The following is a 24061-nucleotide window of genomic DNA, read 5'->3' on the forward strand; positions in this document are numbered from 1 at the left end:
TGGAGTTTTAACTTGACAACAGGCGCTCTTGGCGTATTTTACGAGGCACAAGTTGGGTTTTGAACATGACGAAATCCAGCCGGTTTCGTGAACGGTAGATCACGTCCTGCGCGGGATATCTCTTTTTATAAGGAGACGGTCGATGAAACTGTCGGGTGCTGAAATAGTCATAGAGTGTCTGAAGAAAGAGGGAGTCGATATCGTCTTCGGGTATCCCGGCGGCGTGGTGATCCCGACTTATGACGTCATTCAGCGCACCACCGACCTGAGGCACATCCTCGTACGCCACGAGCAGGGTGCGACCCACATGGCCGACGGCTATGCGCGGGCAACCGGAAAGCCCGGCGTGGTCCTCGTCTCCTCCGGTCCGGGCGCCACCAATACGGTGACCGGCATCGCGACCGCGTACATGGATTCGATCCCGATGATCGTGATCACGGGCCAGGTACCGGTGCACCTGATCGGGAACGACGCCTTCCAGGAGTCGGACACAGTGGGCATCACCCGGCCGATCACGAAACACAATTTCCTGATCAAGGAAACCGAAGACATCGCACAGGTTTTCGCCGAGGCGTTCCACATCGCGACGACCGGCCGGCCCGGACCCGTCCTGATCGACGTGCCCAAGGACGTCCAGATCGGGGAAGCGGAGTTCTCTTACCCGGAACGGCCGGACATCCGCGGATACAAGCCTCGGACCGAGGGGCATCCGAAGCAGATCCGCAAGGCGGCGGAGATGCTCACCTCGGCCAGGAAGCCGGTGATCTATGTGGGCGGCGGCGCGATCATCTCCGAGGCGTCGGAGGAAATCCGCACGCTGGCCCGCAAGCTCAACGCACCGGTGACGACCACACTGATGGGACTCGGCGCCTACCCGGAGAACGATCCCCTTTCGCTCAAGATGCTCGGCATGCACGGCACCTGGTATGCGAACACGGCCGTGATGATGTGCGACCTGCTGGTCTGCATAGGCGCCCGCTTCGACGACCGGGTGACCGGCAAGCTGGAGGAGTTTTCGCCCAATTCGAAGAAGATCCACATCGACATCGATCCGTCGTCCCTCAACAAGAACGTGCGGGTGGACCTTCCCATCGTGGGCGACGTGAAGCAGGTGCTGCAGCAGTTGGTTCCCCTGGTGGAACGGGCCGATACGGAGGAGTGGCTCCAGCAGATCGATGAATGGAAACGCGACCACCCGCTGACCTACGCCAACACGATCGGACTCCACGAGGAAGGCCTGGAGGGTGTAGACCGGGAGACTGTCGAGAAGGATACGGATCAGTTTCCACTGTGTGCCCAGTACGCCATCGAGCGGATCGGGCAGCTCACGAAGGGCGAGGCTTACGTGGTCACCGACGTCGGCCAGCACCAGATGTGGGCGGCCCAGTGGTACGGCTTCTCGAACCCCCGGTCGATGATCACTTCCGGCGGGCTTGGCACCATGGGCTTCGGACTGCCCGCGGCGATCGGCGCCCAGTTCGCCTTTCCCGACCGCGACGTCATCGTATTTTCGGGCGACGGCAGCATCCAGATGAACATCCAGGAAATGGCCACGGCTGTGGCCTGCGGCCTGCCCATCAAGATCGTGCTGCTGAACAACGGCTACCTCGGCATGGTGCGCCAGTGGCAGGAGCTGTTCTACGCGCAACGTTATTCAGAGGTGGACCTGCGTGACTCCAACCCGGACTTCGTGAAGCTGGCGGAAGCCTACGGCGCCGTGGGAATCCGGGTCTTCAAGGATGAAGACGTGGAAGGCGCCTGGCTCGAGGCCTGCAAGGTCAAGGACCGTCCCGTGATGCTCGACATGGTGATCGCCGAAGAAGGCAACGTGTATCCCATGATCCCCGCGGGTGCGGCATCCCACGAAATGATCGAAGAATAGAGGATTGAACCATGGCACGCCATACCATATCCATGGTGGTCGAGAACCGGTTCGGGGTCCTGGCCCGCATTTCCGGGCTGTTCAGCGGCCGGGGTTTCAACATCGACAGCATCGCCGTCGGCGAAGCCGCAGAACCCGGCACGGCGCGCATGACCATCGTCACGCAGGGCGACGAGATGATCATCGAACAGATCATCAAGCAGTTGAACCGCCTGGTGGACGTGATCCGGGTCGTTGATCTCACCGGGGAGAACTTCATCAACCGCGAACTCGCCCTCATCAAGGTGAACGCCAGCCAGGCCACGCGGCAGGAACTCGTGCAGATCGCCGATATCTTCAAGGCGAAGATCGTCGACATCAACCAGAAGACGATCATGCTGGAAGCCACGGGCAACGAGGACAAGATCGACGCCATCATCACCATGGTGCGGCCCTTCGGCGTGCGGGAGATCGCCCGGACCGGCCGGGTGGCGCTGGCCCGCGAATCGACCAGCAAGGACACCCCGTCACCGGAAGCCCCGCAGCCCGTCTGGGAGCGGGAACGCAAGCAGATCACCGCCGATCTGGCCTGACCAAGCATGGCCGCAGGTACGGTACGCGACAAGATTACCGCCGGAACGGCCCGAACGCCGGAACGGCATGAAGGAGAACCAATGGCTCGACTGTATTACGATCAGGACGCCGACCTGGGCATACTGGTCGGCAAGACCATCGCGGTTGTCGGTTACGGCAGCCAGGGACACGCCCACGCCCTTTCCCTGCGCGATTCCGGACTGGACGTCATCGTGGGATTGCGGAAGGGCGGCTCGTGGGACCAGGCCGTTGAGGACGGATTCGAGCCCCGTACCGTGGAGCAGGCGGCCGCCGAGGCCGACATTATCATGATGCTGGTCAACGACGAGCTTCAGTCCCGTCTTTTCAATGACTTCGTTGCGCCGAACCTGGCGGAGGGCAACGCCCTGGCCTTCGCCCACGGGTTCAACATCCATTTCAACCAGGTCGTCCCGCCCGAAAACGTGGACGTCTTCATGGTCGCGCCCAAGGGACCGGGCCACCTCGTGCGCCGGGTCTTCGAGGAAGGCGGCGGCGTGCCCTGCCTGCTGGCGGTCCACCAGGACCACACGGGCCGCGCCCGGGACATCGGCCTGGCCTATGCCAAGGGCATCGGCGGCACCCGGGGCGGTGTCATCGAGACGACCTTCCGCGAAGAAACAGAGACCGATCTCTTCGGCGAACAGTCCGTCCTGTGCGGCGGCACTTCCGAACTCGTCATGGCCGGTTTCGAGACGCTGGTCGAGGCGGGGTACCAGCCCGAGGTCGCCTACTTCGAGTGCCTGCACGAACTGAAGCTCATCGTGGACCTCATGTACGAAGGCGGCATCGAAGGCATGCGTTATTCCGTCAGTAACACGGCCGAATTCGGCGACCTGACCCGCGGCCCCCGGATCGTCAACGAGGAGACCCGCGCCGAAATGAAGCGCATTCTCGGCGAAATCCAGTCCGGCGCCTTCGCCCGCGAGTGGATGCTCGAGAACCAGGCCAACGCGCCCGTCATGAACGCGCTCAGACGCAATGCATCGGAAAAGAAGATCGTGGAAGTCGGCCGGCAGTTGCGCAGCATGATGAGCTGGATCGAAGAGAAGAAGTAAAGCGTCCCGACCACCCGGTCGGCGTCGGAACGCCCAGTCGGCATACGGTCGGCGTAATTCGGTAGTCTACAGGAGCACGCGGCGATGCGAAAAGTGGATATCTTCGACACCACGTTGCGTGACGGGGAGCAGGTCCCCGGCGCCTCGCTGAACCGGGACGAGAAGATCCAGGTCGCGCACCAGCTTGCCGAACTCGGCGTCGACGTGATCGAAGCGGGGTTCGCCGCGTCCTCGCCCGGCGACTTCGCCGCGGTCAAGAACATCGCCGAGCAGGTCGAAGGCCCCGTGATTACGGCCCTCGCAAGGGCCGTGGAATCGGACATCGTGGCCGTGGCCGAGGCCGTCAAACCCGCGAAAAGGCCCCGGATCCACATCGTCCTGGGCACGTCCGACACCCACCTGAAGCACAAGTTCCGCAAGTCCCGCCAGCAGATCATGGACATGGGCGTGCAGGCCGTCCTCTTCGCGAAGGAACTTTGCGAGGACATCGAGTATTCGACGGAGGACGCCTCCCGGAGCGATTTCGACTACCTGTGCGAGACCGTCGAGGCCGTCATCGACGCCGGCGCCACCGTGGTGAACATCCCCGATACGGTGGGCTACGCCGTCCCGGAACAGTGGGGCAACCTGATCTCCCGGCTCATCGCCACCGTGCCGAACATCGAAAAGGCCAAGGTCAGCGTGCACTGCCACAACGACCTGGGCATGGCGACGGCCAATTCCCTGGCGGCCATCAAAGCGGGTGCGACCCAGGTTGAATGCACGGTAAACGGCGTGGGCGAACGGGCGGGCAACGCCTCCCTGGAAGAGATCGTCATGGCGGTCAAGATGCGCGGGGATTTCTACGACGCGCGCACCGACATCGAGACCACCCAGATCTATTCCACGAGCCTGCTGGTGAGAGACCTGATGCACATGCCCGTGCAGCGCAACAAGGCCATCGTGGGCAGCAACGCCTTCGCCCATTCTTCGGGCATTCACCAGGACGGCTTCCTGAAGCACCGGGAGAACTACGAAATCATGAGCCCGTCGGACGTGGGCATCGAGAAGAGCGACATCGTGCTGACGGCACGATCCGGACGGCACGCGTTGCGGCACCGGCTCGAGCTGCTGGGCTACACGTACGACGAAACCCGGAAAGAAGAATTCGAAAAGGTACACGTGCGCTTCCTGAACGTGGCGGACCGGCAGAAGGAAGTGGCGGACGAAGACCTCCACCGGATCGTATCCGACTCCCCGGTGGAAGTGCCCGAACAGTACCTGCTGGAAGATTTCAGGGTGACCTCCTCGCACTCCGGCCAGGCCGATGCGAGCGTACGCCTTCACGTCAGCGGCGAGACGATTGAAGAGGCGGGCGTGGGCGACAACCAGATTCTCGCCGCGCTGAACGCCGTCGACCGGATCACCAAGCTGCCCACCTACGTGAAGGATATCCAGACCTCGTCGAACGGCCGCGAAGGCGCTCACCACGTCCAGGTCAGCGTCGGATTCCACGACCAGTCCTTCAACAGCCATGCCTCCGATACCGACGTCGTGAAAGCCAGCATCCAGGCCTACCTGCATTCCCTCAATCAACTCGTTGCGCGGCACGGCGGGCTGATCGTCGAATAATCCACCCCACATTTCATATACGCAGGAGGAACACTTGTACAATATCGCGGTCATTCCGGGCGACGGGACCGGCCCGGAGGTCGTGCGTGAGGGGCTGAAAGTGCTCAACGCGGCCTCGAAGAAGTTCTCATTCGACTATGAACTCACGGAATACGATTTCGGCGGCGAGAGATACCTGAGGACGGGAGAGATCCTGCCCCGGGAGGGCCTGCAGGAGCTGGGCGACTACGACGCCATCTACCTCGGCGCCATCGGACATCCGGACTGCCCGCCCGGCCTCCTTGAAAAGGGCATCCTCCTGACGATCCGGTTCGAGCTGGACCTCTATATCAACCTGCGCCCGGTCAAACTGTACCCGGGCGTCGAATGCCCGCTCAAGGACAAGGGCCCCGAGGACGTGGACTTCGTCGTGGTCCGGGAGAACACCGAAGACCTGTACGTCGGCGCCGGCGGCGTGTACAAGAAGGGCACACCGGACGAGGTTGCGGTACAGGAGTCCATCAATACCCGCAAGGGCGTGGAGCGGTGCGTCCGCTACGCTTTCGAAACTGCGAAGGCACGAAACAAGCAGAACAAGGTGACCCTCTGCGCCAAGACCAACGTGCTGACCTTCGCCCACGACCTCTGGGAGCGGGTGTTCTACGAAGTCGCCGAGGAATATCCGGGCATCACGGCCGACTACGCCCACGTGGACGCAACCTGCATGTGGATGGTTAAGAACCCCGAGTGGTTCGACGTTATCGTCACGACCAACATGTTCGGCGATATCATCACGGACCTTGGCGCCATTATCCAGGGCGGCATGGGCATCGCCGCGGGGGGCAACATCAATCCCGAAGGCACCGCCATGTTCGAGCCCATTGGCGGTTCGGCGCCTAAATACACGGACCAGAACGTCATCAATCCCATCGCGGCCATCGCCTCCTGCCAGATGATGCTGGCGCAGCTCGGCGAAGAGCAGGCCGCCGACGCCGTGGAACGGGCCATTATCGAAGTGGTAAGTACCAAGATGAAGAGCATGGACGCCGGCCGGATGGGGTACGGCACCAGCGAAGTCGGCGACCTCGTGGCCGGGGCGTTGGGCTGAGGGCATTGGGCTGAGCAGGTATCTTTGAACGAGCAGTATAAGACGGTATGAATAACAAGCCCTCTGGCGGCCGGACGGTCCCCCGGAGGGCTTTTTATTTGATCACGCCGGCCTCGCGCCACCGTACCAAATCATCTGCCGACGCATCGAGCAGCGTCTGAAGAATCGGGTCGGTGTGTTCCCCCAGGGCGGGGGCGTGGCGGGTGACTTCCGGTGGGGTTTCCGACAGCTTGAGGGGCGATCCGGCCACGCGCAAGGGGCCGGCGATGGGATGCAGGATCTTCACGATCATTTCGCGGGCCAGAATCTGGGGATCTTCCACGACCTGCTTCACGTTCTGTATGGGACCGCAGGGGATCTCGGCCGAGTCGAGACGCCGCAGCCAGTCTTCCGAAGTACTTTCCCTGAACACACCGGTCAATATCTCGTGCAGCTCGCCGTGGTTCTCGGTGCGCAGGTTGTTGTCCCTGAACCGATCGTCGCCTGCCAGGTCCTCCCGCCCCATGACTTCGCATAGTCGGTTCCAGAGGACGTTGTTACCCGCCGCGATCATGATCCAGCCGTCCCGCGTCTCGACGGCCTGGAAGGGCGTGATGGACGGATGACGGGCCCCGAGCGGTTCCGGTACACTGCCTGTCATGTCGTACCGGGCGATGGCGTTCTCGAGCAGGGCGATCTGGCAGTCCATCATGCCGATGTCCACCATCTGCCCCCGCCCCGTCTGCGTCCGGGTAAACAGCGCCGTGAGAATGCCGATGCACGAGTAGAGCGCGGCCGCAATATCCCCGATGGACACGCCCACCCGGACGGGCGGACGGTCCGGTTCACCGGTAATGCTGACGATGCCGCCCATGCCCTGGATGATCATGTCGTAGGCCCCGCGCCGGGCGTAGGGCCCGGTCTGCCCGAACCCGGAACAGGCCGCGTAGATCAATCCGGGGAACCGTGTCTGCAACGTTTCGTAGTCCAGACCGAGTTTCTTCATCACGCCCGGCCTGAAATTCTCCACCAGGACGTCCGACTTCCCGATCAGTTCGAGGAGCAGTGCGCGGCCGTCGGGATGCTTCAGATCGATCGCGATGCTCCGCTTGCCCCGGTTGACATTCTCGAAGTAGCCGCTCACGCCCGCTTTGAACGGACCGAATCCCCGCGCCTCGTCCCCGCCGAAGGGCTCGACCTTGATGATCTCGGCGCCCAGGTCGCCCAGGGTCATGGTCGTGAAGGGACCCGCGAGCACCCGGGTCAGGTCGATGACGCGAATGTCTTTGAGAGCGCCCATGGCTCAGTCCGGCAGGACCTGGCAACCTTCGTTGTCTATGGGGAGGATCCGGTATTGTCCGGTAACGCCGTGCCGGGCGAAGGCATCGACCATGGCTTCGCCGATACCCTCGTGGTTTTCTGTGGCCAGTGCGATGGCCGTGGGTCCAGCGCCGCTGAGGGCCGCGCCGTGGGCGCCGGCGTCCAGGGCGTCCATGGTGACTTCCGCCAGACCAGGAACCAGGTGCTGCCGGTAGGGCTGGTGCAAGCGGTCGGCCATGCCCTCCCGGAGCAAAGCGTAATTCCCCGACGCCATCCCGCCCACCAACATGCCCACGCTGCAGAGGTTGTAGACCGCGTCCTCCATGGACACCGTGTCCGGCAGGACGCCGCGGGCAACCTTGGTATCGAGGGTGAATTCGGGGATGGCCACGACGGCCTTGAGGTCGGAGGGCACGGCGAAGGTCTGGTATACGATCGTTCCCGCCCGCTCGCCGCTTACGGAAAGACCGCCGAGCAGGGACGGAACGACATTGTCGGGATGCCCTTCCAAATCGGAGCAGATACGGAGGAGTTCCGGTGTGCCCAGCGGCCGCCCCGCGAGGGCATTGGCCGCGAGGGCATTGGCCGCCACGGCGCCCGCCACGATGGCGACCCCGCTGCTGCCCAGTCCCCGTGAGACGGGAATGGCGTGGTGCATGCGCGCCTTGAGACCGGCGGGCTGCCAGTCCGCGGCGTCGAAAACAGCCCGGGCGGAGACGATGCACAGGTTGCCTTCATCGAGGGGTACCACTTCGGCCCCTTCACCCACCACGACCACGTCCAGGCCGGATTCCGTTTCGGATAACTCGATGGTGTTGTAGAGGCCGAGGGCCATGCCGGCGCAGTCGTAGCCGGAACCCAGGTTGCCCGTGGTCGCGGGAACGCGCACCCGCACGGAGGACATCAGCCGCGGTCCCGCGGACTGCCTGAACCGTGCGGATCGTCCTGGCCGCCCGCGATGGCGGGCACGATGGAAATCCGGTCTCCGGCCTTGATTGTGGTGTCCGTACCGTCCAGAAACCGGATGTCTTCTTCGTTGATGTAGATGTTGATGAACCGCCGCACTTTTCCGGACTCGTCACAGAGCCGATCCTTGATGCCGGGGTAGGATGCCTCCATGTTTCCGATCAGCGATTCGACGGTTTCGCCGTCAATTTCGATTTCGGACCGGTTATCGGTCAACTTGCGCAGCGGGGTTGGTATGCGAACGGTAACGGCCATCTAACGGATCCTCCTCTTAGTCGTGCTTAATCGCTCTGTCCTTCGAAGTACTCCCGGATGCTCAGGTATCTCTCTCCGGTATCGCACAGGATGGTTACGATTCGGCCTTCTCCCAAGTCCTCCGCCAGCCTGAGGCCGGCGCATACGTTGGCGCCTGCCGAGATGCCCACCAGGAGTCCTTCCTCCAGGCCCACGCGACGGGCCGTCTGGTAGGCGTCCTCGTCATCGATCAACATCACGTCGTCAATGATCGACCGGTCCAGGATATCGGGAATGAACCCTGCGCCGATGCCCTGGATGGCGTGCACCAGGCTTTCCACGGGCTTGCCCGATATCACGGGGGACAACGAGGGTTCCACGGCGATCACGCGGATGCGATCGTCCTTCTCTTTCAAGAATTGCCCTACGCCGGTCAGCGTTCCCCCGGTGCCCACGGCGGCCACGAAGGCGTCGATTTTTCCGCCGGTCGCGTCCCAGATCTCCTCGGCCGTGGTCTTGCGGTGAATTTCCACGTTGGCGGGGTTCTTGAACTGCTGGGGCATGAAGTAGTCGGGATGTTCGGCGAGGATCTCCTCCGCCTTCTGCACGGCGCCGGCCATGCCCAGCATGCCCGGTGTCAGCACCAGCTCCGCGCCGTAGGAGGTCAGCAGCACGCGCCGCTCCGAACTCATGTTGTCCGGCATTACGAGGATGACCTTGTAGCCCCGAACCGCGGCCACCATGCTCAGGCCTAGCCCCGTGTTGCCGCTCGTCGGCTCCACGATCGTGCCGCCCGGATTGAGCAGGCCTTGTCGCTCGGCGTCCAGGATCATGCTCAGGCCGACGCGGTCCTTGACGCTGCCGCCGGGGTTGCCTGACTCAAGCTTGCCAAGCAGGTCGATCCCCGGGACATGATTGATCCGGTTCAGGCGAACCAGGGGGGTGTTGCCTATCAGGTCGAGCGCGCTGTCGTATATTCCGTTCCCGGAGGCCACGGGCTATCCTTCAGATGTAGTACATGGACAGGCTCTTCTGCGCCTGCCTGGAAATGTCTTCGAACGTGATGCCGTCCATGATCTCGCCGAGCTTCTCCTGCACCCCCATCCAAACGTCCTTCAATACGTGCTGGCCGCTCAGCTGGTCCGTTATCTCGGCGTCGCCGGAAAGGCTTTCGACGGAGATCAGGGCGCCGTCCATGGCCCGGATCACGTCGCCCAGGGAGATCTCACCCGGGGCCCGCGCCAGCGAGTAGCCCCCGGTCGCTCCGCGCTTGCTCCGCACCAGGCCGGCGCGCTGAAGCTGCAGGAGGATCTGAACGAGGTATTTTTCGGGAATGGATTGGCGGACGGCGATGTCGCTGATGTGGATGACTTCCGCCTTGTCGTGGTACCTTGTCAATTCCAGCACGGCCCTGCACGCGTACTCCGCCTTGGCTGAAACCCTCATCCGTCCTCCCTGGCCACCGGATTTTAGTTTACTAATTTAGTCAACATTATAAGAGGAGAGCGGTACGGAGTCAAGAAAATACGGATCTGACGAGGGGCTGAAACCGGATCGGGGATCAGGCGAACAGGCGAGTGTGGTATTCCAGGAACCGGGAGGAATCCATGGGTTCCATGCGCAGGTCCCCGGGCACCGCCCCGCCCAGGGCGTCACGGGGGGCGAGTCCGACCAGTTCGCTCTCCAGGACCTCGACCCCTTCCGCTTCCGCAAGGCGCGCGACGGCGTCGAAAGCCCGGGCCATGTCCGTCTGCCGGTAGTCGGTCAGGTTCATGGACACCTGGGCGAGGTGCCGTTCCGGCAACAGCAGTCCAAGAGCTCGGACCCCGGGCAGGCCGCCGTTCTTCTCCCTGACCTTCTGCGCGATTCGCCGGGCGACACGAACGTCATCGGTGTCCAGGTTCACGTTGTAGGCGACAAGGATATCGCGGACGCCGACCGCTGTGGCGCCGGCGGAAACGTGAACCGTGCCCGGTCCCGCGTCGGGCGCGAGGTCCTGGTTTGTTTCCATCTCCCCGACCAGACGTTCGAATCCACCCCGGCGTATATCCGGAAGCTCGCCACGCCGTGCATCCAGGTCGGCATGCCCGTAGAAATAAACCGGAATCCCGAGAGATCGGCCGATCTCCCCGCCGTAGTCCCGGGCAAGGGAGACGCAGACGTCCATGGTGCAGTCGGAAAGGGGTATGAAGGGGATGACGTCCGTGGCGCCGATCCGGGGATGTACGCCGCGATGGTGTCTCAGGTCGATCAGGTCCCGAGCCGTCCTGCAGGCTTCGAAAGCGCCCCTGGCGACTTCCTCGGGCGCACCCATGAAGGTGATTACGGAGCGGTTGTGGTCTCCGTCCATTTCCATGCCAGCCAGGTGGACACCGTCGACGGCGGCGATGCTGGCGGCGATGGCCTCCACGATGCCGGAATCGCGCCCTTCGCTGAAATTGGGCACGCACTCGACAAGGGGCTTCATCAGAGAATGCCGTATTTCTCGAAGGCGGCGGTGGCGGACATGCCGTTCTTCAGAGCCTGCTTGACCTCTTTCTCTTCGGCCGCCTTTTCAAAGGCCGCTTTCAGTACCTGTTCTTCCACGACCCGGGGGACGACCACGACCCCGTCGAAGTCTCCGAAAACGAGATCGCCCGGACAGACCTTCACGCCGCCGCAATCGATGGGCGTATTGTAGGCGATGACGTCGCTCCTGCCCTTCGAATCATAGGGCGCGATACCACGGACGAACAGCGGAAAGCCCATGTCGGCGATGGCCTGCGAATCCCGGGTAAACCCGTCGATCACGGCGCCGCGCGCGCCCCGGGCCTCCGCGGCGGTCGAGAGCAGCTCGCCCCAGAGGCTGCTGCGCGTCGTGCCGTTGGTCTGCGCCACGAAGACGTCCCCGGGCTTCAGCGCATCCACGGCTTCAAGCTCCAGCTTGTAGGGCTCATCCGGAATGTCGTACACGTCGACGGAAAGCACGGTCAGCGCCCGGCCCATTACAACCGCATCGGGAAACAGGGGCCTGATATCGTGCCGGAGGATCTGGTCGCGGTATCCGCAGGCGTCCAGGGCGTCCGCGATGACCGCCGAAAACAGCTTCTCCTTCATATCCTCGTACATATCGCTGCTTATTTTTTTGCTCAATTTCGCGTTCTCCCCGCAACGGACGCATCGCGCGTAACACACGCATCGCGCGCATATGCGCCGGCGCGTGTGCTATTAAAGATCTCTGGTGAAGGTCAGGACCACGTCGATTCTCCGGTTCCGTTCCCGGCCCCTGCGCGTATTGTTGCTGTCGATGGGCTGGGCGCTGCCCAGGCCGGAGGACGTCATACGCTCGGTCTCAACACCGGATCGGTCCGCCAGAAACTGCATGACCGCGTCGGCGCGGGACTTCGAGAGAGTGACGTTCTTGTCCTCCGCGCCGGTGGCGTCCGTGTGGCCCTCCACGGCAACGCGTGTCTGAGGATACAACAGGAGAAACTCCCCGAGTCTCTCGAGCAACCCGCGCGCACTCCCGGGAATTTCCGTTCTTCCCGCCTGGAAGGACAGCCCGATGAGCCTTAGGGTAAGACGTTCGGCGTCTCGCACCACGATCGCTTCGTCATCCGAAAAACGCTCCTGGGCCTGTGCTGCGGCATCCAGCTGGGTCTTCTCGTACAGATAGTCCCTGAGTTCCCGGCGTTCCCGATCCAACTCCTCCTTCCTGCGCTGAAGGTCCTGCTGGTAGCTCTCCACCATGGACGAAAGGCGAATCTGCTGTTCCTCGATCGCCTGGTGCAGGGAATCGACCTCGGCCCTGAGCGCCGCGACGTCGACCTCTGCCAGCTGGAGAAGGCGGCCAAGTGAATCCTGTCGGGCGGCGAGGGTGCGCAGACTTTCCGTCATGATCGTCTGCGGATCATTGGCCAGGAAGTCGGCGCCGACCCCCGCCATGTCGGCGGCCTGCCGGGCGAGATCCTCCTGTGACAGCAACATGCGCTCCCAGTTACCTGGATCGCTGCGAAGACCATCGACTTGTGCCGCAATCTCGATCGCGCGCCGTACCGCGTAATCGGCGGTCTGGGCCTTGTTTCTGAGCGCGGCGGACAGGGGTTCCCCGCGGTCCAGCGCACCGGTTACTTCGTCCACCAACCGGCGGGCCTGCGCGAAGGACGCCGGGGCCAACCGGTCCCAATCCTGATTCTCGGCTTCGGCCAGTCCGATCTGCGCCGATCCGATAAGCGACATCTCGATTACCGACGATCTCGCTTCATCGTAGCGCATGGCCGCTTCCTGTCCCTCGGCGAAGGCATCGGAGACCCGGTCGTCTTCCAGCCTGGAAATGGCCCGTTCGAGGCGTCTCTCGGCCTCCTCAAAGGCCTCCGGAACCATCGCGGGGGCGTTCGCCCGCTGGGCCGCCGCCCGTTTCTCCAGCGGCACCATCAGCATTTCGTTCACGCGTTCCAGCCGTTCCCGCGCCTGGGCAAGTGCAGCCTCGAATTCGGCATAGGACCGCTCGATATCCCGGGACGATTTGCCTTCCCGGATATCGCGGGTATATCGGTCGTAGGCCTCCCGGACTTTGTTGAAAGTATCAGGAATCAGGAAACCGGCGTCTTGATCGGAAAGCTGATTCAGGGAGGCGGTGGCCACGGCGATCCGGCCGGCCGCACTACTGCTACTGCTGCCGGAACCCTGCGCCGATGCCGGAAAGGGAGCCGTCAGGAAGGAGGAAATACACAGGCAAAGGGAAACCAGGAAACCGGCACGCATGAGGTCAACCTCCGCCTCTCAGGAAGGCCATGGTCAGCACGGGTTTGACATCGGGCAGGTGATCGTCGACCGTGACCTCAATCGCAGGGATATCACCCAGCCTGGCCAGGGGATGGGACTTCGTGGTATGGTAGGCCACGATGATCTCTCCGGTTTTGGATGCGACATCGACCGCGAACACGACCCGATCATCGGCCTCGCGGACGGACACCACGGGGATGTTCTCGTCCCGCAGCGCTCTTTTCAGGCCCCGGACGGCGTCTTCCAGCTTGAATCCGAAATAAGTATGGCAGGACACCTGCTCTAGGTCCCGCCGGCTATCGGCGGGAAGAAGCTGACCACCGCGCCATCCGTCAGCGGGGTATCTTCAGCCGAGTGTTTTCCGTCGATCAGGATCAGATGTATGTGTCCATCGGGGATGGCCAGTTGCGAGATGATGTCGCTCGCCTTGGCCTGGTCACCGAGCTCAATCGTCGCCGTCTTGTTGACCGCGTCCTCGGGCAGGTATTTTCTCAGCGTGGCAAAGAGCTTGACGGAAACGGTCATGGGGCATCCTCTCCAGTTCTAGTAATCGGTAAATACCTGTTTTACAGATGGTTATGCGCGCCCGGACATACCCGTTCATGGGTGATTCCTGACCGTTAACTTTACGGGAAAATCACGGTTCAATCAAGGAGAAAATGGGGGCGGATGTTCAGGGGAGTCTATCTTACCGCGTCCACCATCTATCAGTGATGGTCGCCTTCTTCAGCGCCACTGTTTATCCACGCCTTGATGACGGCGATATCAGCGGCCGAGAGAGGAGAAGCGCCCAAAGGCATCTGCCTGCCTTCAATGCCCTCACGGCCTTCGAGCTTATGTATCAAGTAGCTGTTTTCTGCATCACCGGGTCGAACCAGGTCGAGCATCACCTGGGTGCTGCGTACGTTCACCAGGTTTTTGAAGGAGTGGCCTTCGGCGAGATTGAGACCAGCGGCGGCATCGTCTAATCCATGATGCGAGACGCACGAGGGGTTGAACACAAGGCTCTGGATGCTCGATAGCGTGGGCATCAACTCGCCGGGTGGCCGCTCTGTTTCGTCGTGCTCGTGTTCGTGCTCGTCCTCAGGTTCCTGTTCGACCGGTTCCGTCGGCGAGTCACCGCAGGCGGATATTACCACGGTTATGACCAACATCATGGTAATCGCGCTCAGCAATGCTACGTAGAATGAACTCACCTGCTAGCCTCCTTTCCGGCATGACGACCAGGACGGCCGCCAGTCCTGCCCGCTACATCAGTGCCACCTGAACACCACCCCCAGCACCTCCCTGGGATCATCCGCAAGCATGTCGTAGACCGCCTTGCAGTCGGAGGGGCTGGCTTCGTGGGTGATTAGGTCCTCGATTGGCAGTTTTCCTTCACTCATGAGCCGAAGTACGAGGTCGCGGTCCCTTCGCTGGCTCCAGGGGTAGTAAAGGTCGGACTCGTCGGGCGTTTTGGGCTGGTGAGCGCCCAAAATCGTGACTTCGCGCAGATGGACCTCGTGGAAGAAGCTCACCTCCACCGATCCGCGCGGGGAACCGAGGGCGAGCAGACGTCCGCCGAGGCGCGGCAGGGTCAGCGCCATCGGATATACAGCGGGAATGCCGGTTGCTTCGATGACCAGGTCCGCACCGTCTGCCATGCAATGCCGGCGCACTGCTTCGGCCACATCGGGTTCTTTCTCCGGGTTGATACATACGTCGACCCCGCGTTCACGGGCCTTCTGAAGGCGAAAGTCATCCAGATCCACGCCGATTACGGGTACGGCGCCGCTCAATGTCGCAAAGGTGGCGGCCAACTGGCCCACGATGCCCATGCCGATCACCACTACGGCCTCGCCAAGTTCCGGACGGGCAACGCGGTGGCCATGCAGCGAAGTCGCCCCCATTACCATGAAAGCCGCGGCCCTGGATGATACGTTCGCCGGCACCTTGTAGATTAAGCCAGACATTATCGAATGACTCGAGTGATTCCCCTGTCCGGTGACACGGTCGCACGGAACAATTTCCTTTACATCCTTTCCAACCTCCAAAACAACGCCCGCATTACAATAACCTGTGTATCGCGGAAACCTCGGCGTTCCACCAGGTTCGCATCCATTTATATAGTTGTATATCTCCGTGCCCACGCTAACAGCCGTATACTCGTTCTGGACGAGTACGCCATCATTCGGTACCGGAGGAAGATCATACTCCTCTAGTCCAATCTTTCGTAACTCTGTGCTGATAAATCGACGTGGACGCAATGAAGTAACTTATTGTTATGAAACGCGGATTATTGTCTTTAACCGGTAGGAATGTACCTGAATGCCAAGAGGAACCCAATTCGACGAATGTACAATTTATCTACTTAATGTACAATCGTGCCCACACTATGTACAATTATTCACTGGTTTGTATAAATTGACGCCGTACAATACTATATGTCTTTGTATACCATGTATCGCCATTTGTACTAATATCTATATTTTTGTACGTACGTCCATTACAAATGTACAACACTCTTTCTTTTTGTACATGGTGATTTTTGTATCATTCTAGCCCGATTTATAGCTCCTGGCCCCAAAATCTATCGTTTACCCCTCCAAAACCCTACTTCGCATAATAGATATTATGTAAATCTATTTCGTCTCTAATCCGGTTACCGGAGGGTCAGGGGGTGGCTCGAAACCACCCCTAAAAACCCCATTTTCGGCCCGAAACGTGCCTTATCCAGCTCCTCACACCTGCCGAAATCGATCGAAATCCGGTCCTGGTTACTGTTCGCGTGTACAATTTGACGTTTCTGTCCGTTTTTAGCCTTTGTACAAATTATATGTTGTCTGTACAAATAGAAAGCGTTGTATGTACAATAAGTTTATAATTTGTACATCGTCCAATCAATATTGTACAAATCCATTCCTAATTGTACAACAGTATGGACACATTCTCTGGGTTTGTGGCTCCCAACGATATAACGTCGTTCACAGACCGTAACGGAACATTCCCGAACGCATCCAAAATGATTATTCAACTTCCAGGGATGCATAACTCCATTCATCCAGCGGAGTGAGTTGCGCACTGAACTGGTCTTCGAATTCGAAACCGACCCCGAAGGGACTCGTCGTGACGCTTTCCATGTTGATTTGGCCCTGGCGGATACGCATGCACGGAAAGCCGTCCGTATGCAAGTCGAACAGATCCGGATGGCATTTCACTACCTGTTCCTGTATGTCATCGGGCCAGACCGATATCCCTTTGAAATAATGGTGGCTGTTTCGCTCGCTGTGGTCAACCCCTAATGTGGCCAACACCGCGAGATCCTGCATCAGGGCGATCGGTGCGATGTTGGAAAGGTCTTCGCTCGTCAACACGTACGCATGTTCCGGGTGTCGGTTCGACCGGTACTTCAGATAGGCCGCGTTGGAAAGGCCCTTGAACACGCCTTTGCAGTTCTTGTAGCTCGTCCCGGCGTAACCGATCTCCACGGCCCTTTCCACGTCGCCGATATCACCGTCGGATTCGTCGATGATGAAGGGGGGACGGTCCGGCCAGGCCTGAAAGTGGCCCCTGGCTGCTTCGTCCAGCGCAATGTTGCGGTGTAGAGGCTGTTCGATGCAGATCAGTCGCCCCAGAAACCCGGTCAGGTCGCGGTCTGCCCGCAATGCCTCCCAGAACGACCGGAACGAATCCATGTCGCCGTAATTCTCATTTCCGTCCAGGGTAAAGGCGTAACGGTCCAGGCGCCCGTCGACGATCCCGGCCGTCTGCTTAAGACGGTCAAAATCCCGTTCTTCGTCACCGAACAACTTGATCTTGAAATACGATATGCCGTAGGTATCGATGACCTCGTCCAGCGACTGAGGCAATCCATCGTTGCACAGCTCTTCTGCCGGGATCTCCGGCCGGGTCAGGGGGTCTCCCAGCCCCACGGTATGGCGCACGTTCGTGACGGTGATCGGGGCGTCGGGCAGCACATCGGCCGGTTCCAGGCCCTTCAGATTCGGGTTGAAAGCGTCCAATTGGAGGCCAAAGGCGTTTGCGCGCATCGCCTGGCCGAAATCCGTGCCCTGCAGGCGGCAGAAAGCCTCTATCATGGCCCTTTCCACCATGCTGGTGCCCAGGCCCCACAGGAGGGGCGCAAAGCCGCGCTCGGTGCCCCAGGTCTTCTGTGCCTCGTACAGTGCCTGCCAGAGCGTGAAAAGATCGGGGGCGGGCCCAATGGTCAACGCGGCGTCGCTGGCATGCCGGATGACAGCGATCATGTCCCCCACTTCTTCCTCGAGGGACGTCTCCGGATTCTTTGTGAACCATTTCGGAGGCAGGTGGTCCGCCGAGCAACCCTTGCCCGTCCGGCCGTCTACCTCGAGAGCCATGCCGAGTACCAGGTGCGGCACGGCCGTCATGGTCGATATGCCGAATTTGAAGGGCATGCGCGTGCGCATGTTCTGGATGCGAAGGTCGATTTCTTTGATCTGGATCATTCTGTTTCTCTCTACGTCCTTTGATACTGTCGAGCTCGCACCGCTGACTCGAGCCGCGCGTGCGGCGACCTGCTCATCGGACCAGGCCAGCTTGGAAGCCTATTGATAAAAGCCAATGAATCTGCTGTCAAGGGTTAGGCAGCGTTCCTGATGGATCGCTTGTCGTCGCACCGAATCGTTCGGACCTGCTGCGCGAGTACCAATGGGAGGATTTCGGCGCGTTTCATCTGTAACCTTCGGGTCATCGTGAAATGCAACCGGTGAATGCTATCCCTCCAAGTCATATTGTAACCCTGCTGGGATGGGGATATATTGTCACGTAGGGGAATGGGACCAGAAGGTCCGTATCGAGATCCACTGTAATTGGCTCGATTTCGCTAGATCAAGAGCAGGGAAGCTGTTTTGACAGTACCTCCAGCAATCTGGGAGATCCCCGAGCCGCTGTCCACTGACAGCGTCAAGGTGAACGACGACGCCGTCATCGTCCTGAGACGCCACGGGAATCCGGCGGGACCCCGGCTTGTCCTGAGTCACGGAAATGGCCTCGCCATCGACCTCTACTACCCGTTCTGGTCGCTGCTGGCCGCCGGTTTCGACCTGGTGGTCCATGATCTCAGGAACCATGGATGGAACGAAGTCGGAGCCCTGGAGAACCATCGTTTCGATGCTTTTTCACGCGACCACGACAGCATCTTCTTAGCGATCGAAAGGCTCTACGGCGTGAAACCCACGGTGGGCGTCTTCCACTCCATTTCTGCCCTGGCCGCCATGCACCTGCCATCGAGGGGCAGCCACTACTCCGCGATGGTGCTGTTCACGCCGCCTCTGTGTAACAAGGGCCCGATATACAGGGAGTTCGAGCTGCGGGCGGTGCGAACGGGCAACATGCTCAGAGTGAGGGAGCCGTGGTTTCGAGCCCGGGAAGAGCTCGCCGAACTACATGCCAATCTGCATTACTTCCAGCACGCTGTGCCGGGTGTTTACGATCTCGTTGCCAGGACGACCCTCAGGGAGTCCGGGACGGGACAGGGTTACGAGCTCCGATGCCCGCGCGAGTACGAAGCGCAGATCTGGTATGAAGCCTCGCAACCTGCGGTGTCTGTGGACTTCGCCTCCCTGCATTGTCCCACCCGGATCGTCGGATCAGATCCCGCCCTGGATCCTAACCGTCCGAAGTTTGACTACAGCGCCGCCGCAGGCGTCGACTATAAGTTCGTGCCCGGAACGACACACTTTCTGCAACTCGAGAAACCGGAGGAGTGCGCAGCGGTGATGCTGGACTTCCTGAGCCGGCAGGGCTTTGTCGAGAGCCCGTGATTGACTGCAGGACAGTCGCCGATGTGTCGCATGTCGGCCTTAGGAATGATATGGACACGGCGGAGACCCGGCGGAAGGTCAGCTCTTGCTCTTGATCAGCCCGTTCAGCAGAGCCACGACGACCGAGATGATGAAGGACGCGATCAGGGCGTCCCAGTATCCGCCCACGTCGAACCCGTTGACGAGCCAGGCGGCCACGTACAGCATGGCCGCGTTGATGACGAGGAGAAAGAGACCCAGCGTGAGCATGCTGATGGGCAGGGTCAGGAGGACGATGACGGGCCGCACGATCGTATTTATGAGCGCCAGGACGACGGCTGCGATGATTGCGGTGGTTACCGAATCGACCTGGATGCCGCTGTACACGTTGGTCACCAGCAGTATGGCCAGGGTCGTCAGGATCATTTTCAGGATCATGGTTATCTTCCCGTGTGGCCGTATCCACCGGCGCCGCGACCGGTTTCATCGAGGCGGTCGACCTCTTCGAAGACGACGAATGGTACGGTGGCGATGACGAGCTGGGCGATTCTTTCCCGGTCGCTTACGCTGTAGGGCTGATCACCGAAATTGAAGAGAATTACCTTGATCTCTCCGCGGTAGTCCGAGTCGATCGTGCCGGGGCTGTTCAGCACCCCGATCTTGTGATTGAGCGCCAGGCCGCTCCGGGGGCGTACCTGCCCTTCGTATCCCGGGGGCAGTGCGATGGCATATCCCGTCCCGATCAGTTCGAGCTGTTTCGGCGCGATTTCCACCGGCTCGTCGACACAGGCGTACAGGTCGAGCCCCGCGGATCCGGGCGTCATCCTTCGCGGCGCCGGATGCACTCTTTCGGGCCGGGTCGAGGCGATGGGTATGACGACGGGCGTGCTCATGGACCGCTCACAGGTCGATATCGCTTTCCGACAGGGGGCCGACGGCCGTCAGGTACGTGTTCTCTGGCGAGAAAATGGACTCGGCCAGTTCGGCGATATCGGACGTGGTCACTTCATCCAGCTTCCGGACGGTCTCGTCCACGCTGGTGTGGGTATTTTCGTAGATCTCCGCCCTCGCAAGCCGGTTCATCACGCTGCCGGACTCCTCCAGCGACAGGTACAGGCTTCCAGTCAGCTGGGACCGCGTATCCCGGAGCTCTTCCTCCGGCACGGATTGCTCGCACAACACCCGGCATTCCTGACGGATCAGGTCGATCGCACGCTGCGCGTCCTTCGGGTCCACACCGGCGCTGATGCAGATCTGGCCCGTATCCTGGTAGAAATCCAGGTCCGAATAGATCGAGTAGGCCAGCCCGGCCTCTTCGCGGATCTTCTGAAACAGCCGCGAGGTCATCCCGCCGCCCAATATAGCGTTCAGCAGGAACAGGGCGTATTTCGACGGGTGGCCGTACGGCAGGGCGACGCCCCCCAGGCAGAGGTGTAACTGGGCGATGTCCTTGCTCAGCACACGCTTCCTGTGCCGCTTCCCTCGCTGCGTCGAACCGAGCCGTACGTCCGCGTCGACATGCGTGTCGACATCCGCGTCAGAATCCCCGGCGACATCCGCGTCGACATCCGTATCCGCTGGCTGACTTTCTCCAGCGAAATCGTACTGTTCTCGCACCAGATCGACCAGGGCCTCGTGGTCCACGCTCCCCGCCGCGATGACGTATATACAGTCGTTCCGATAACGTGCCGCAAGGTACGCGACGAGGTGGTTCCGCGTGAAGGACGATACGGAAGGCACATTACCCAGGATCGGCCGGCTCAGAGGATGGGGCTGCCAGATCAGGTTGGCGTAAAGCTCGCTGACCAGGTCTTCCGGGTTGTCTTCGAGGCCGTGTATCTCCTCGATGACCACCATCTTTTCCTTCTCGATCTCATGGGGGTCGAACTTCGAGGACTGCAGCAGGTCGCCGATCACGTCCACGGCGACGGGCAGGTGGCTGTCCATCACCCGGGCGAAGTAGCAGTTGAGTTCCCGGCCGGTAAAGGCGTTGAGGTACCCGCCGAGGCTCTCGATGCTCTGGGCGATCTGGAACGCGTTGCGCTTCTCGGTGCCCTTGAACACGGCGTGTTCTAGAAAGTGGGCGATTCCGGGCTTCTCGGCGGGTTCGAACCGCGTGCCGGACCACACCCAGACGCCCATCGTCACGGATCGGACGTGCGGCATGTGCTCCGTAACCACCCGGATGCCGTTGGGAAGCACGGTTTTTCTGGTACGGTCGGTGGATTCTGGCAAGGGAGGATCGTACAGGTAAGACCGCCGCCATGGCGTCCCGATCGGACGTCTGCCATGGCGGCGATGTTCGGATCATACTGGCCGTTCGCTACGGTCAGTTCGCGGCGAGCACCTGCTTCCGGCTCAGCTTGACTTTGCCCTGATTGTCGATATTGATGATCTTCACGGTCACCTCGTCGCCTTCGTTGGTCACATCCTGCATGGAGTTCGTCCGGTGGTTTTCCCATTCGGAAATGTGCACCAGGCCGTCCTTGCCCGGAAGGATTTCGACAAAGGCGCCGAAATCGACGATCCGCTTCACGGTGCCCTGGTAGACCTTGCCGATCTCGGGCTCCTCCGTCATGCTTTCGATGATCTGCTTGGCCTTCTCTCCGGCGGCCGCGTCGACGGCGGCGATCGTGATCGTCCCGTCGTTCTCGATATTGATCTGGGCGCCCGTCTCCTCCTGGATGCCGCGCACCACCTTGCCGCCCGGACCGATCACGGAACCGATCTGGTCCTGCTTGACCTGGACGGTCAGGATGCGGGGAGCGTGCTCGGAAAGCTGCGGCCGCGTCTCGGCGATGGTCTCGGCCATCTTGTCCAGGATGAACAGCCGTGCCTTCTTCGCCCTGGCGAAGGACTCGCGGAGAATCTCCTCGTTCACTTCCATGACTTTGACGTCGAGTTGCACAGAAGTGATGCCCTCGCGCGTGCCGGCCACCTTGAAATCCATGCCGCCCAGGTGATCCTCCACGCCCTGGATGTCGACCAGGTACTGGGGCTTGGGATCGTCCGGTATCAGACCGATGTTCACGCCGGCGACGGGGCTCTTGATGGGCACGCCCGCGTCCATTAGGGAAAGGGTCGCACCGCAGACGGTGGCCATGGACGACGAACTGTTGGACTCCAGGATTTCGGAGACGATACGGATGGTATAGGGGAACACGTCCTCCGACGGGATCACGGGCGCGATGGCGTGTTCCGCCAGCGAGCCGTGGCCGATATCGCGCGGCCTGGGTCCCCGGGCCATGCGCACTTCTCCTACGCTGTACGGCGGGAAATTGTAGTGCAGCATGAAGGACTTCAGCGAATCGCCTTCGAGATCGTCCTGCTTCATCTCGTCCTGCTTGGAACCCAGGGTCGTCACGGTCAGGCTCTGCGTTTCGCCCCGCGTGAAGAGCGCCGATCCGTGGGTCCTCGGCAGCACCCCGACTTCCGACCAGATGGGGCGGATATCGTCCATGCCCCGTCCGTCGACGCGCACGCCTTCGTTCTTGATCATGTCATGCATATCGGCGCTCTGCACGTCCCGCACCAGGTCGCGAATGATGTTCTCGCTGTCCGGGTACGCTTCCGCCAATTGCTCGACGGCCAGGTCGGCCGCGCGGCTGAAACAGTCTCCACGCGCCTGCTTCTCCCGGGTCCGGTTGCCTTCCTGGACGAGGGGAAGGGCGACCTCGCGCACCTTGTCGGCGAGTTCGGCATCCGTCTTGGGCGAATCGTATGCACGCCGCTCCGGCGCGCCGACCATCTGGCGAAGCTCCTCGATCTTCTCGATGACGGCCTTGATGTTCTCATGACAGAGCAGGATCGCGTCGGTCAGGTCTTCTTCCGAGATCTCGTGGGCGCTGCCTTCCAGCGACATGATGTGATCCGGCGTGCCGGTCACCACGAAATCCAGGTCGCTGTCCTCCAGGTCGCTGTACGTCGGATTGACGACGAATTCGCCGTCCACCCGACCCATTCGGATCGCGGCCAGGGGGGCCTTGAATGGAATATCCGAGATCTGCAGGGCCGCGGCGGCGCCGATAACGCCCAGGATGTCGTGGTCGTTTTCCATGTCCGTCGACAGCACGACGATGGAAACCTGCGTCTCGTAGAAATAGTCCTTGGGGAAAAGGGGACGGATGGCGTGATCGACTTGCCGACCGCTCAGGATCTCTTTCTCTGAAGGAGGTCCTTCTCTGCGAAGCCTGGCGCCGGGAATACGTCCCGCCGCGTACATCCGCTCGCGGTAATCCACCATCAACGGAAGGTAATCGCGGCCTTCCACGTACTTGTTTTCTGAAACGACGTTGGCCAGAATCACACTCTCGCCATACTGCACCCATACGGATGAATCCGCCTGCTTGGCGACCTTACCGGTTTCGAGGGACAGCGTCCTGCCAGCCAGTTCAAGTTCTACACGATGAGCCATAATACTTGGTCTTCTCCTTAAATCGTCGACAGATGGTGGTCTTTGCCGCCACCAGTGGGTCGTACATCATCAATGGATCATTCTTCATCTGTGAATCTTACTTCAATGGATCCTGTCCTTCTATCCGCGGATACCCAGATCCTTGATCAGTTTCCGATACCGTTCCAGGTCATTCTTGCGCAGGTAGGAAAGCAACCGGCGCCGGCGGCCAACGATCTTGAGCAGGCCACGCAGCGAATGGTGGTCTTTCTTGTGGACTTTGAAATGCTCCGTCAGCTCGGTGATCCGGGCGGTCATGAGGGCGATCTGCGCCTCGGGCGATCCCGTATCCTTCTCGTGACGTCCGTGATCGGTAAGGATCTGCTCTTTCTGTTCTTTCTCAATGCTCACTAACGA

At 60.9% G+C, this 24061-nt stretch carries 24 protein-coding genes; 6 read left to right on the forward strand and 18 right to left on the reverse strand.

What is annotated here, in order from left to right:
• Nucleotides 1-142 precede the first annotated feature (142 nt).
• The 5 genes from ilvB to F4X08_09120 all read left to right on the forward strand — a co-directional run bounded on the left by ilvB (nt 143) and on the right by F4X08_09120 (nt 6229).
• Nucleotides 143-1882 (forward strand): biosynthetic-type acetolactate synthase large subunit, encoded by a 1740-nt coding sequence (gene ilvB, locus F4X08_09100; protein MYD25955.1) that lies wholly within the window; start codon nt 143-145, stop codon nt 1880-1882.
• 11 nt (nt 1883-1893) lie between these two features.
• Complete coding sequence (gene ilvN, locus F4X08_09105; GenBank protein MYD25956.1) at nt 1894-2454, forward strand: acetolactate synthase small subunit; 561 nt, start codon at nt 1894-1896, stop codon at nt 2452-2454.
• Nucleotides 2455-2535: 81 nt separating this feature from the next.
• Nucleotides 2536-3531, forward strand: coding sequence for a ketol-acid reductoisomerase (gene ilvC / locus F4X08_09110; GenBank protein ID MYD25957.1), 996 nt, complete (start codon nt 2536-2538; stop codon nt 3529-3531).
• An 84-nt stretch (nt 3532-3615) separates the two neighbouring features.
• On the forward strand, nt 3616-5142 hold the full coding sequence (locus F4X08_09115; protein ID MYD25958.1) for a 2-isopropylmalate synthase: 1527 nt from the start codon (nt 3616-3618) through the stop codon (nt 5140-5142).
• A 34-nt stretch (nt 5143-5176) separates the two neighbouring features.
• A complete protein-coding gene (locus tag F4X08_09120; GenBank protein MYD25959.1) occupies nt 5177-6229 on the forward strand; it encodes a 3-isopropylmalate dehydrogenase in 1053 nt (350 codons plus the stop codon).
• Between the two features lie 94 nt (nt 6230-6323).
• Here F4X08_09120 and F4X08_09125 read toward each other — a convergent pair whose 3' ends face one another.
• From F4X08_09125 to F4X08_09185, 13 genes are all read right to left on the reverse strand, one after another.
• Nucleotides 6324-7508, reverse strand: a complete 1185-nt coding sequence (locus F4X08_09125; protein ID MYD25960.1) for a CoA transferase — start codon at nt 7506-7508, stop codon at nt 6324-6326.
• A 3-nt stretch (nt 7509-7511) separates the two neighbouring features.
• Nucleotides 7512-8432 (reverse strand): homoserine kinase, encoded by a 921-nt coding sequence (locus F4X08_09130; GenBank protein ID MYD25961.1) that lies wholly within the window; start codon nt 8430-8432, stop codon nt 7512-7514.
• Complete coding sequence (locus F4X08_09135) at nt 8432-8749, reverse strand: MoaD/ThiS family protein (protein ID MYD25962.1); 318 nt, start codon at nt 8747-8749, stop codon at nt 8432-8434. Before F4X08_09135 ends, F4X08_09130 begins: the two co-directional genes overlap by 1 nt.
• Nucleotides 8750-8775: 26 nt before the next feature.
• Nucleotides 8776-9723 (reverse strand): cysteine synthase A, encoded by a 948-nt coding sequence (gene cysK, locus F4X08_09140; protein ID MYD25963.1) that lies wholly within the window; start codon nt 9721-9723, stop codon nt 8776-8778.
• Between the two features lie 10 nt (nt 9724-9733).
• Nucleotides 9734-10174 (reverse strand): Rrf2 family transcriptional regulator, encoded by a 441-nt coding sequence (locus F4X08_09145; protein MYD25964.1) that lies wholly within the window; start codon nt 10172-10174, stop codon nt 9734-9736.
• A 115-nt stretch (nt 10175-10289) separates the two neighbouring features.
• Nucleotides 10290-11195, reverse strand: a complete 906-nt coding sequence (gene ftcD / locus F4X08_09150; protein ID MYD25965.1) for a glutamate formimidoyltransferase — start codon at nt 11193-11195, stop codon at nt 10290-10292.
• Nucleotides 11195-11860, reverse strand: a complete 666-nt coding sequence (locus F4X08_09155; protein ID MYD25966.1) for an RraA family protein — start codon at nt 11858-11860, stop codon at nt 11195-11197. Before F4X08_09155 ends, ftcD begins: the two co-directional genes overlap by 1 nt.
• A gap of 75 nt (nt 11861-11935) precedes the next feature.
• On the reverse strand, nt 11936-13471 hold the full coding sequence (locus F4X08_09160; GenBank protein ID MYD25967.1) for an OmpA family protein: 1536 nt from the start codon (nt 13469-13471) through the stop codon (nt 11936-11938).
• A 4-nt stretch (nt 13472-13475) separates the two neighbouring features.
• Nucleotides 13476-13769, reverse strand: a complete 294-nt coding sequence (locus F4X08_09165; GenBank protein ID MYD25968.1) for a hypothetical protein — start codon at nt 13767-13769, stop codon at nt 13476-13478.
• A 5-nt stretch (nt 13770-13774) separates the two neighbouring features.
• Complete coding sequence (locus tag F4X08_09170; GenBank protein ID MYD25969.1) at nt 13775-14017, reverse strand: MoaD/ThiS family protein; 243 nt, start codon at nt 14015-14017, stop codon at nt 13775-13777.
• Nucleotides 14018-14199: 182 nt separating this feature from the next.
• Entirely contained in the window at nt 14200-14688 is a 489-nt protein-coding gene (locus F4X08_09175) for a hypothetical protein (protein MYD25970.1), read from the reverse strand.
• Between the two features lie 57 nt (nt 14689-14745).
• On the reverse strand, nt 14746-15444 hold the full coding sequence (locus F4X08_09180; protein MYD25971.1) for a zinc-binding alcohol dehydrogenase: 699 nt from the start codon (nt 15442-15444) through the stop codon (nt 14746-14748).
• Nucleotides 15445-16497: 1053 nt separating this feature from the next.
• Nucleotides 16498-17955 carry a hypothetical protein gene (locus F4X08_09185; GenBank protein ID MYD25972.1) on the reverse strand — a complete coding sequence of 486 codons (1458 nt, stop codon included), beginning with the start codon at nt 17953-17955 and terminating at the stop codon, nt 16498-16500.
• A 381-nt stretch (nt 17956-18336) separates the two neighbouring features.
• Here F4X08_09185 and F4X08_09190 point away from each other — a divergent pair, with 381 nt between their 5' ends.
• Complete coding sequence (locus tag F4X08_09190; GenBank protein ID MYD25973.1) at nt 18337-19272, forward strand: alpha/beta hydrolase; 936 nt, start codon at nt 18337-18339, stop codon at nt 19270-19272.
• 78 nt (nt 19273-19350) lie between these two features.
• Here the strand turns inward: F4X08_09190 and F4X08_09195 are convergent, their stop codons facing one another.
• The 5 genes from F4X08_09195 to rpsO all read right to left on the reverse strand — a co-directional run bounded on the left by F4X08_09195 (nt 19351) and on the right by rpsO (nt 24055).
• The gene (locus F4X08_09195) at nt 19351-19695 is read right to left on the reverse strand and encodes a phage holin family protein (protein MYD25974.1); all 345 of its coding nucleotides are present in this window, start codon (nt 19693-19695) and stop codon (nt 19351-19353) included.
• Nucleotides 19692-20144: a dUTP diphosphatase gene (locus tag F4X08_09200; protein ID MYD25975.1), complete on the reverse strand. Its 453-nt coding sequence runs from the start codon at nt 20142-20144 to the stop codon at nt 19692-19694. The genes F4X08_09195 and F4X08_09200 overlap by 4 nt, the downstream gene beginning before the upstream one ends.
• A 7-nt stretch (nt 20145-20151) precedes the next feature.
• A complete protein-coding gene (locus F4X08_09205; protein MYD25976.1) occupies nt 20152-21486 on the reverse strand; it encodes an insulinase family protein in 1335 nt (444 codons plus the stop codon).
• Between the two features lie 94 nt (nt 21487-21580).
• Complete coding sequence (gene pnp, locus F4X08_09210; GenBank protein MYD25977.1) at nt 21581-23665, reverse strand: polyribonucleotide nucleotidyltransferase; 2085 nt, start codon at nt 23663-23665, stop codon at nt 21581-21583.
• Between the two features lie 120 nt (nt 23666-23785).
• Complete coding sequence (gene rpsO, locus F4X08_09215) at nt 23786-24055, reverse strand: 30S ribosomal protein S15 (protein ID MYD25978.1); 270 nt, start codon at nt 24053-24055, stop codon at nt 23786-23788.
• Nucleotides 24056-24061: the final 6 nt, after the last annotated feature.

This window comes from Gemmatimonadota bacterium (genome assembly GCA_009841265.1).
In the GTDB taxonomy this organism is placed as follows: domain Bacteria; phylum JAAXHH01; class JAAXHH01; order JAAXHH01; family JAAXHH01; genus JAAXHH01.

What these genes read in the sequence shown, in the direction of transcription:
- ilvB (MYD25955.1), top strand. Translation starts at nt 143, where the DNA reads ATGAAACTGTCGGGTGCTGAAATAGTCATAGAGTGTCTGAAGAAAGAG.
- ilvN (MYD25956.1), top strand. Translation starts at nt 1,894, where the DNA reads ATGGCACGCCATACCATATCCATGGTGGTCGAGAACCGGTTCGGGGTC.
- ilvC (MYD25957.1), top strand. Translation starts at nt 2,536, where the DNA reads ATGGCTCGACTGTATTACGATCAGGACGCCGACCTGGGCATACTGGTC.
- F4X08_09115 (MYD25958.1), top strand. Translation starts at nt 3,616, where the DNA reads ATGCGAAAAGTGGATATCTTCGACACCACGTTGCGTGACGGGGAGCAG.
- F4X08_09125 (MYD25960.1), bottom strand. Translation starts at nt 7,508, where the DNA reads ATGGGCGCTCTCAAAGACATTCGCGTCATCGACCTGACCCGGGTGCTC.
- F4X08_09130 (MYD25961.1), bottom strand. Translation starts at nt 8,432, where the DNA reads ATGTCCTCCGTGCGGGTGCGCGTTCCCGCGACCACGGGCAACCTGGGT.
- F4X08_09135 (MYD25962.1), bottom strand. Translation starts at nt 8,749, where the DNA reads ATGGCCGTTACCGTTCGCATACCAACCCCGCTGCGCAAGTTGACCGAT.
- F4X08_09145 (MYD25964.1), bottom strand. Translation starts at nt 10,174, where the DNA reads ATGAGGGTTTCAGCCAAGGCGGAGTACGCGTGCAGGGCCGTGCTGGAA.
- ftcD (MYD25965.1), bottom strand. Translation starts at nt 11,195, where the DNA reads ATGAAGCCCCTTGTCGAGTGCGTGCCCAATTTCAGCGAAGGGCGCGAT.
- F4X08_09160 (MYD25967.1), bottom strand. Translation starts at nt 13,471, where the DNA reads ATGCGTGCCGGTTTCCTGGTTTCCCTTTGCCTGTGTATTTCCTCCTTC.
- F4X08_09170 (MYD25969.1), bottom strand. Translation starts at nt 14,017, where the DNA reads ATGACCGTTTCCGTCAAGCTCTTTGCCACGCTGAGAAAATACCTGCCC.
- F4X08_09180 (MYD25971.1), bottom strand. Translation starts at nt 15,444, where the DNA reads ATGTCTGGCTTAATCTACAAGGTGCCGGCGAACGTATCATCCAGGGCC.
- F4X08_09185 (MYD25972.1), bottom strand. Translation starts at nt 17,955, where the DNA reads ATGATCCAGATCAAAGAAATCGACCTTCGCATCCAGAACATGCGCACG.
- F4X08_09200 (MYD25975.1), bottom strand. Translation starts at nt 20,144, where the DNA reads ATGAGCACGCCCGTCGTCATACCCATCGCCTCGACCCGGCCCGAAAGA.
- pnp (MYD25977.1), bottom strand. Translation starts at nt 23,665, where the DNA reads ATGGCTCATCGTGTAGAACTTGAACTGGCTGGCAGGACGCTGTCCCTC.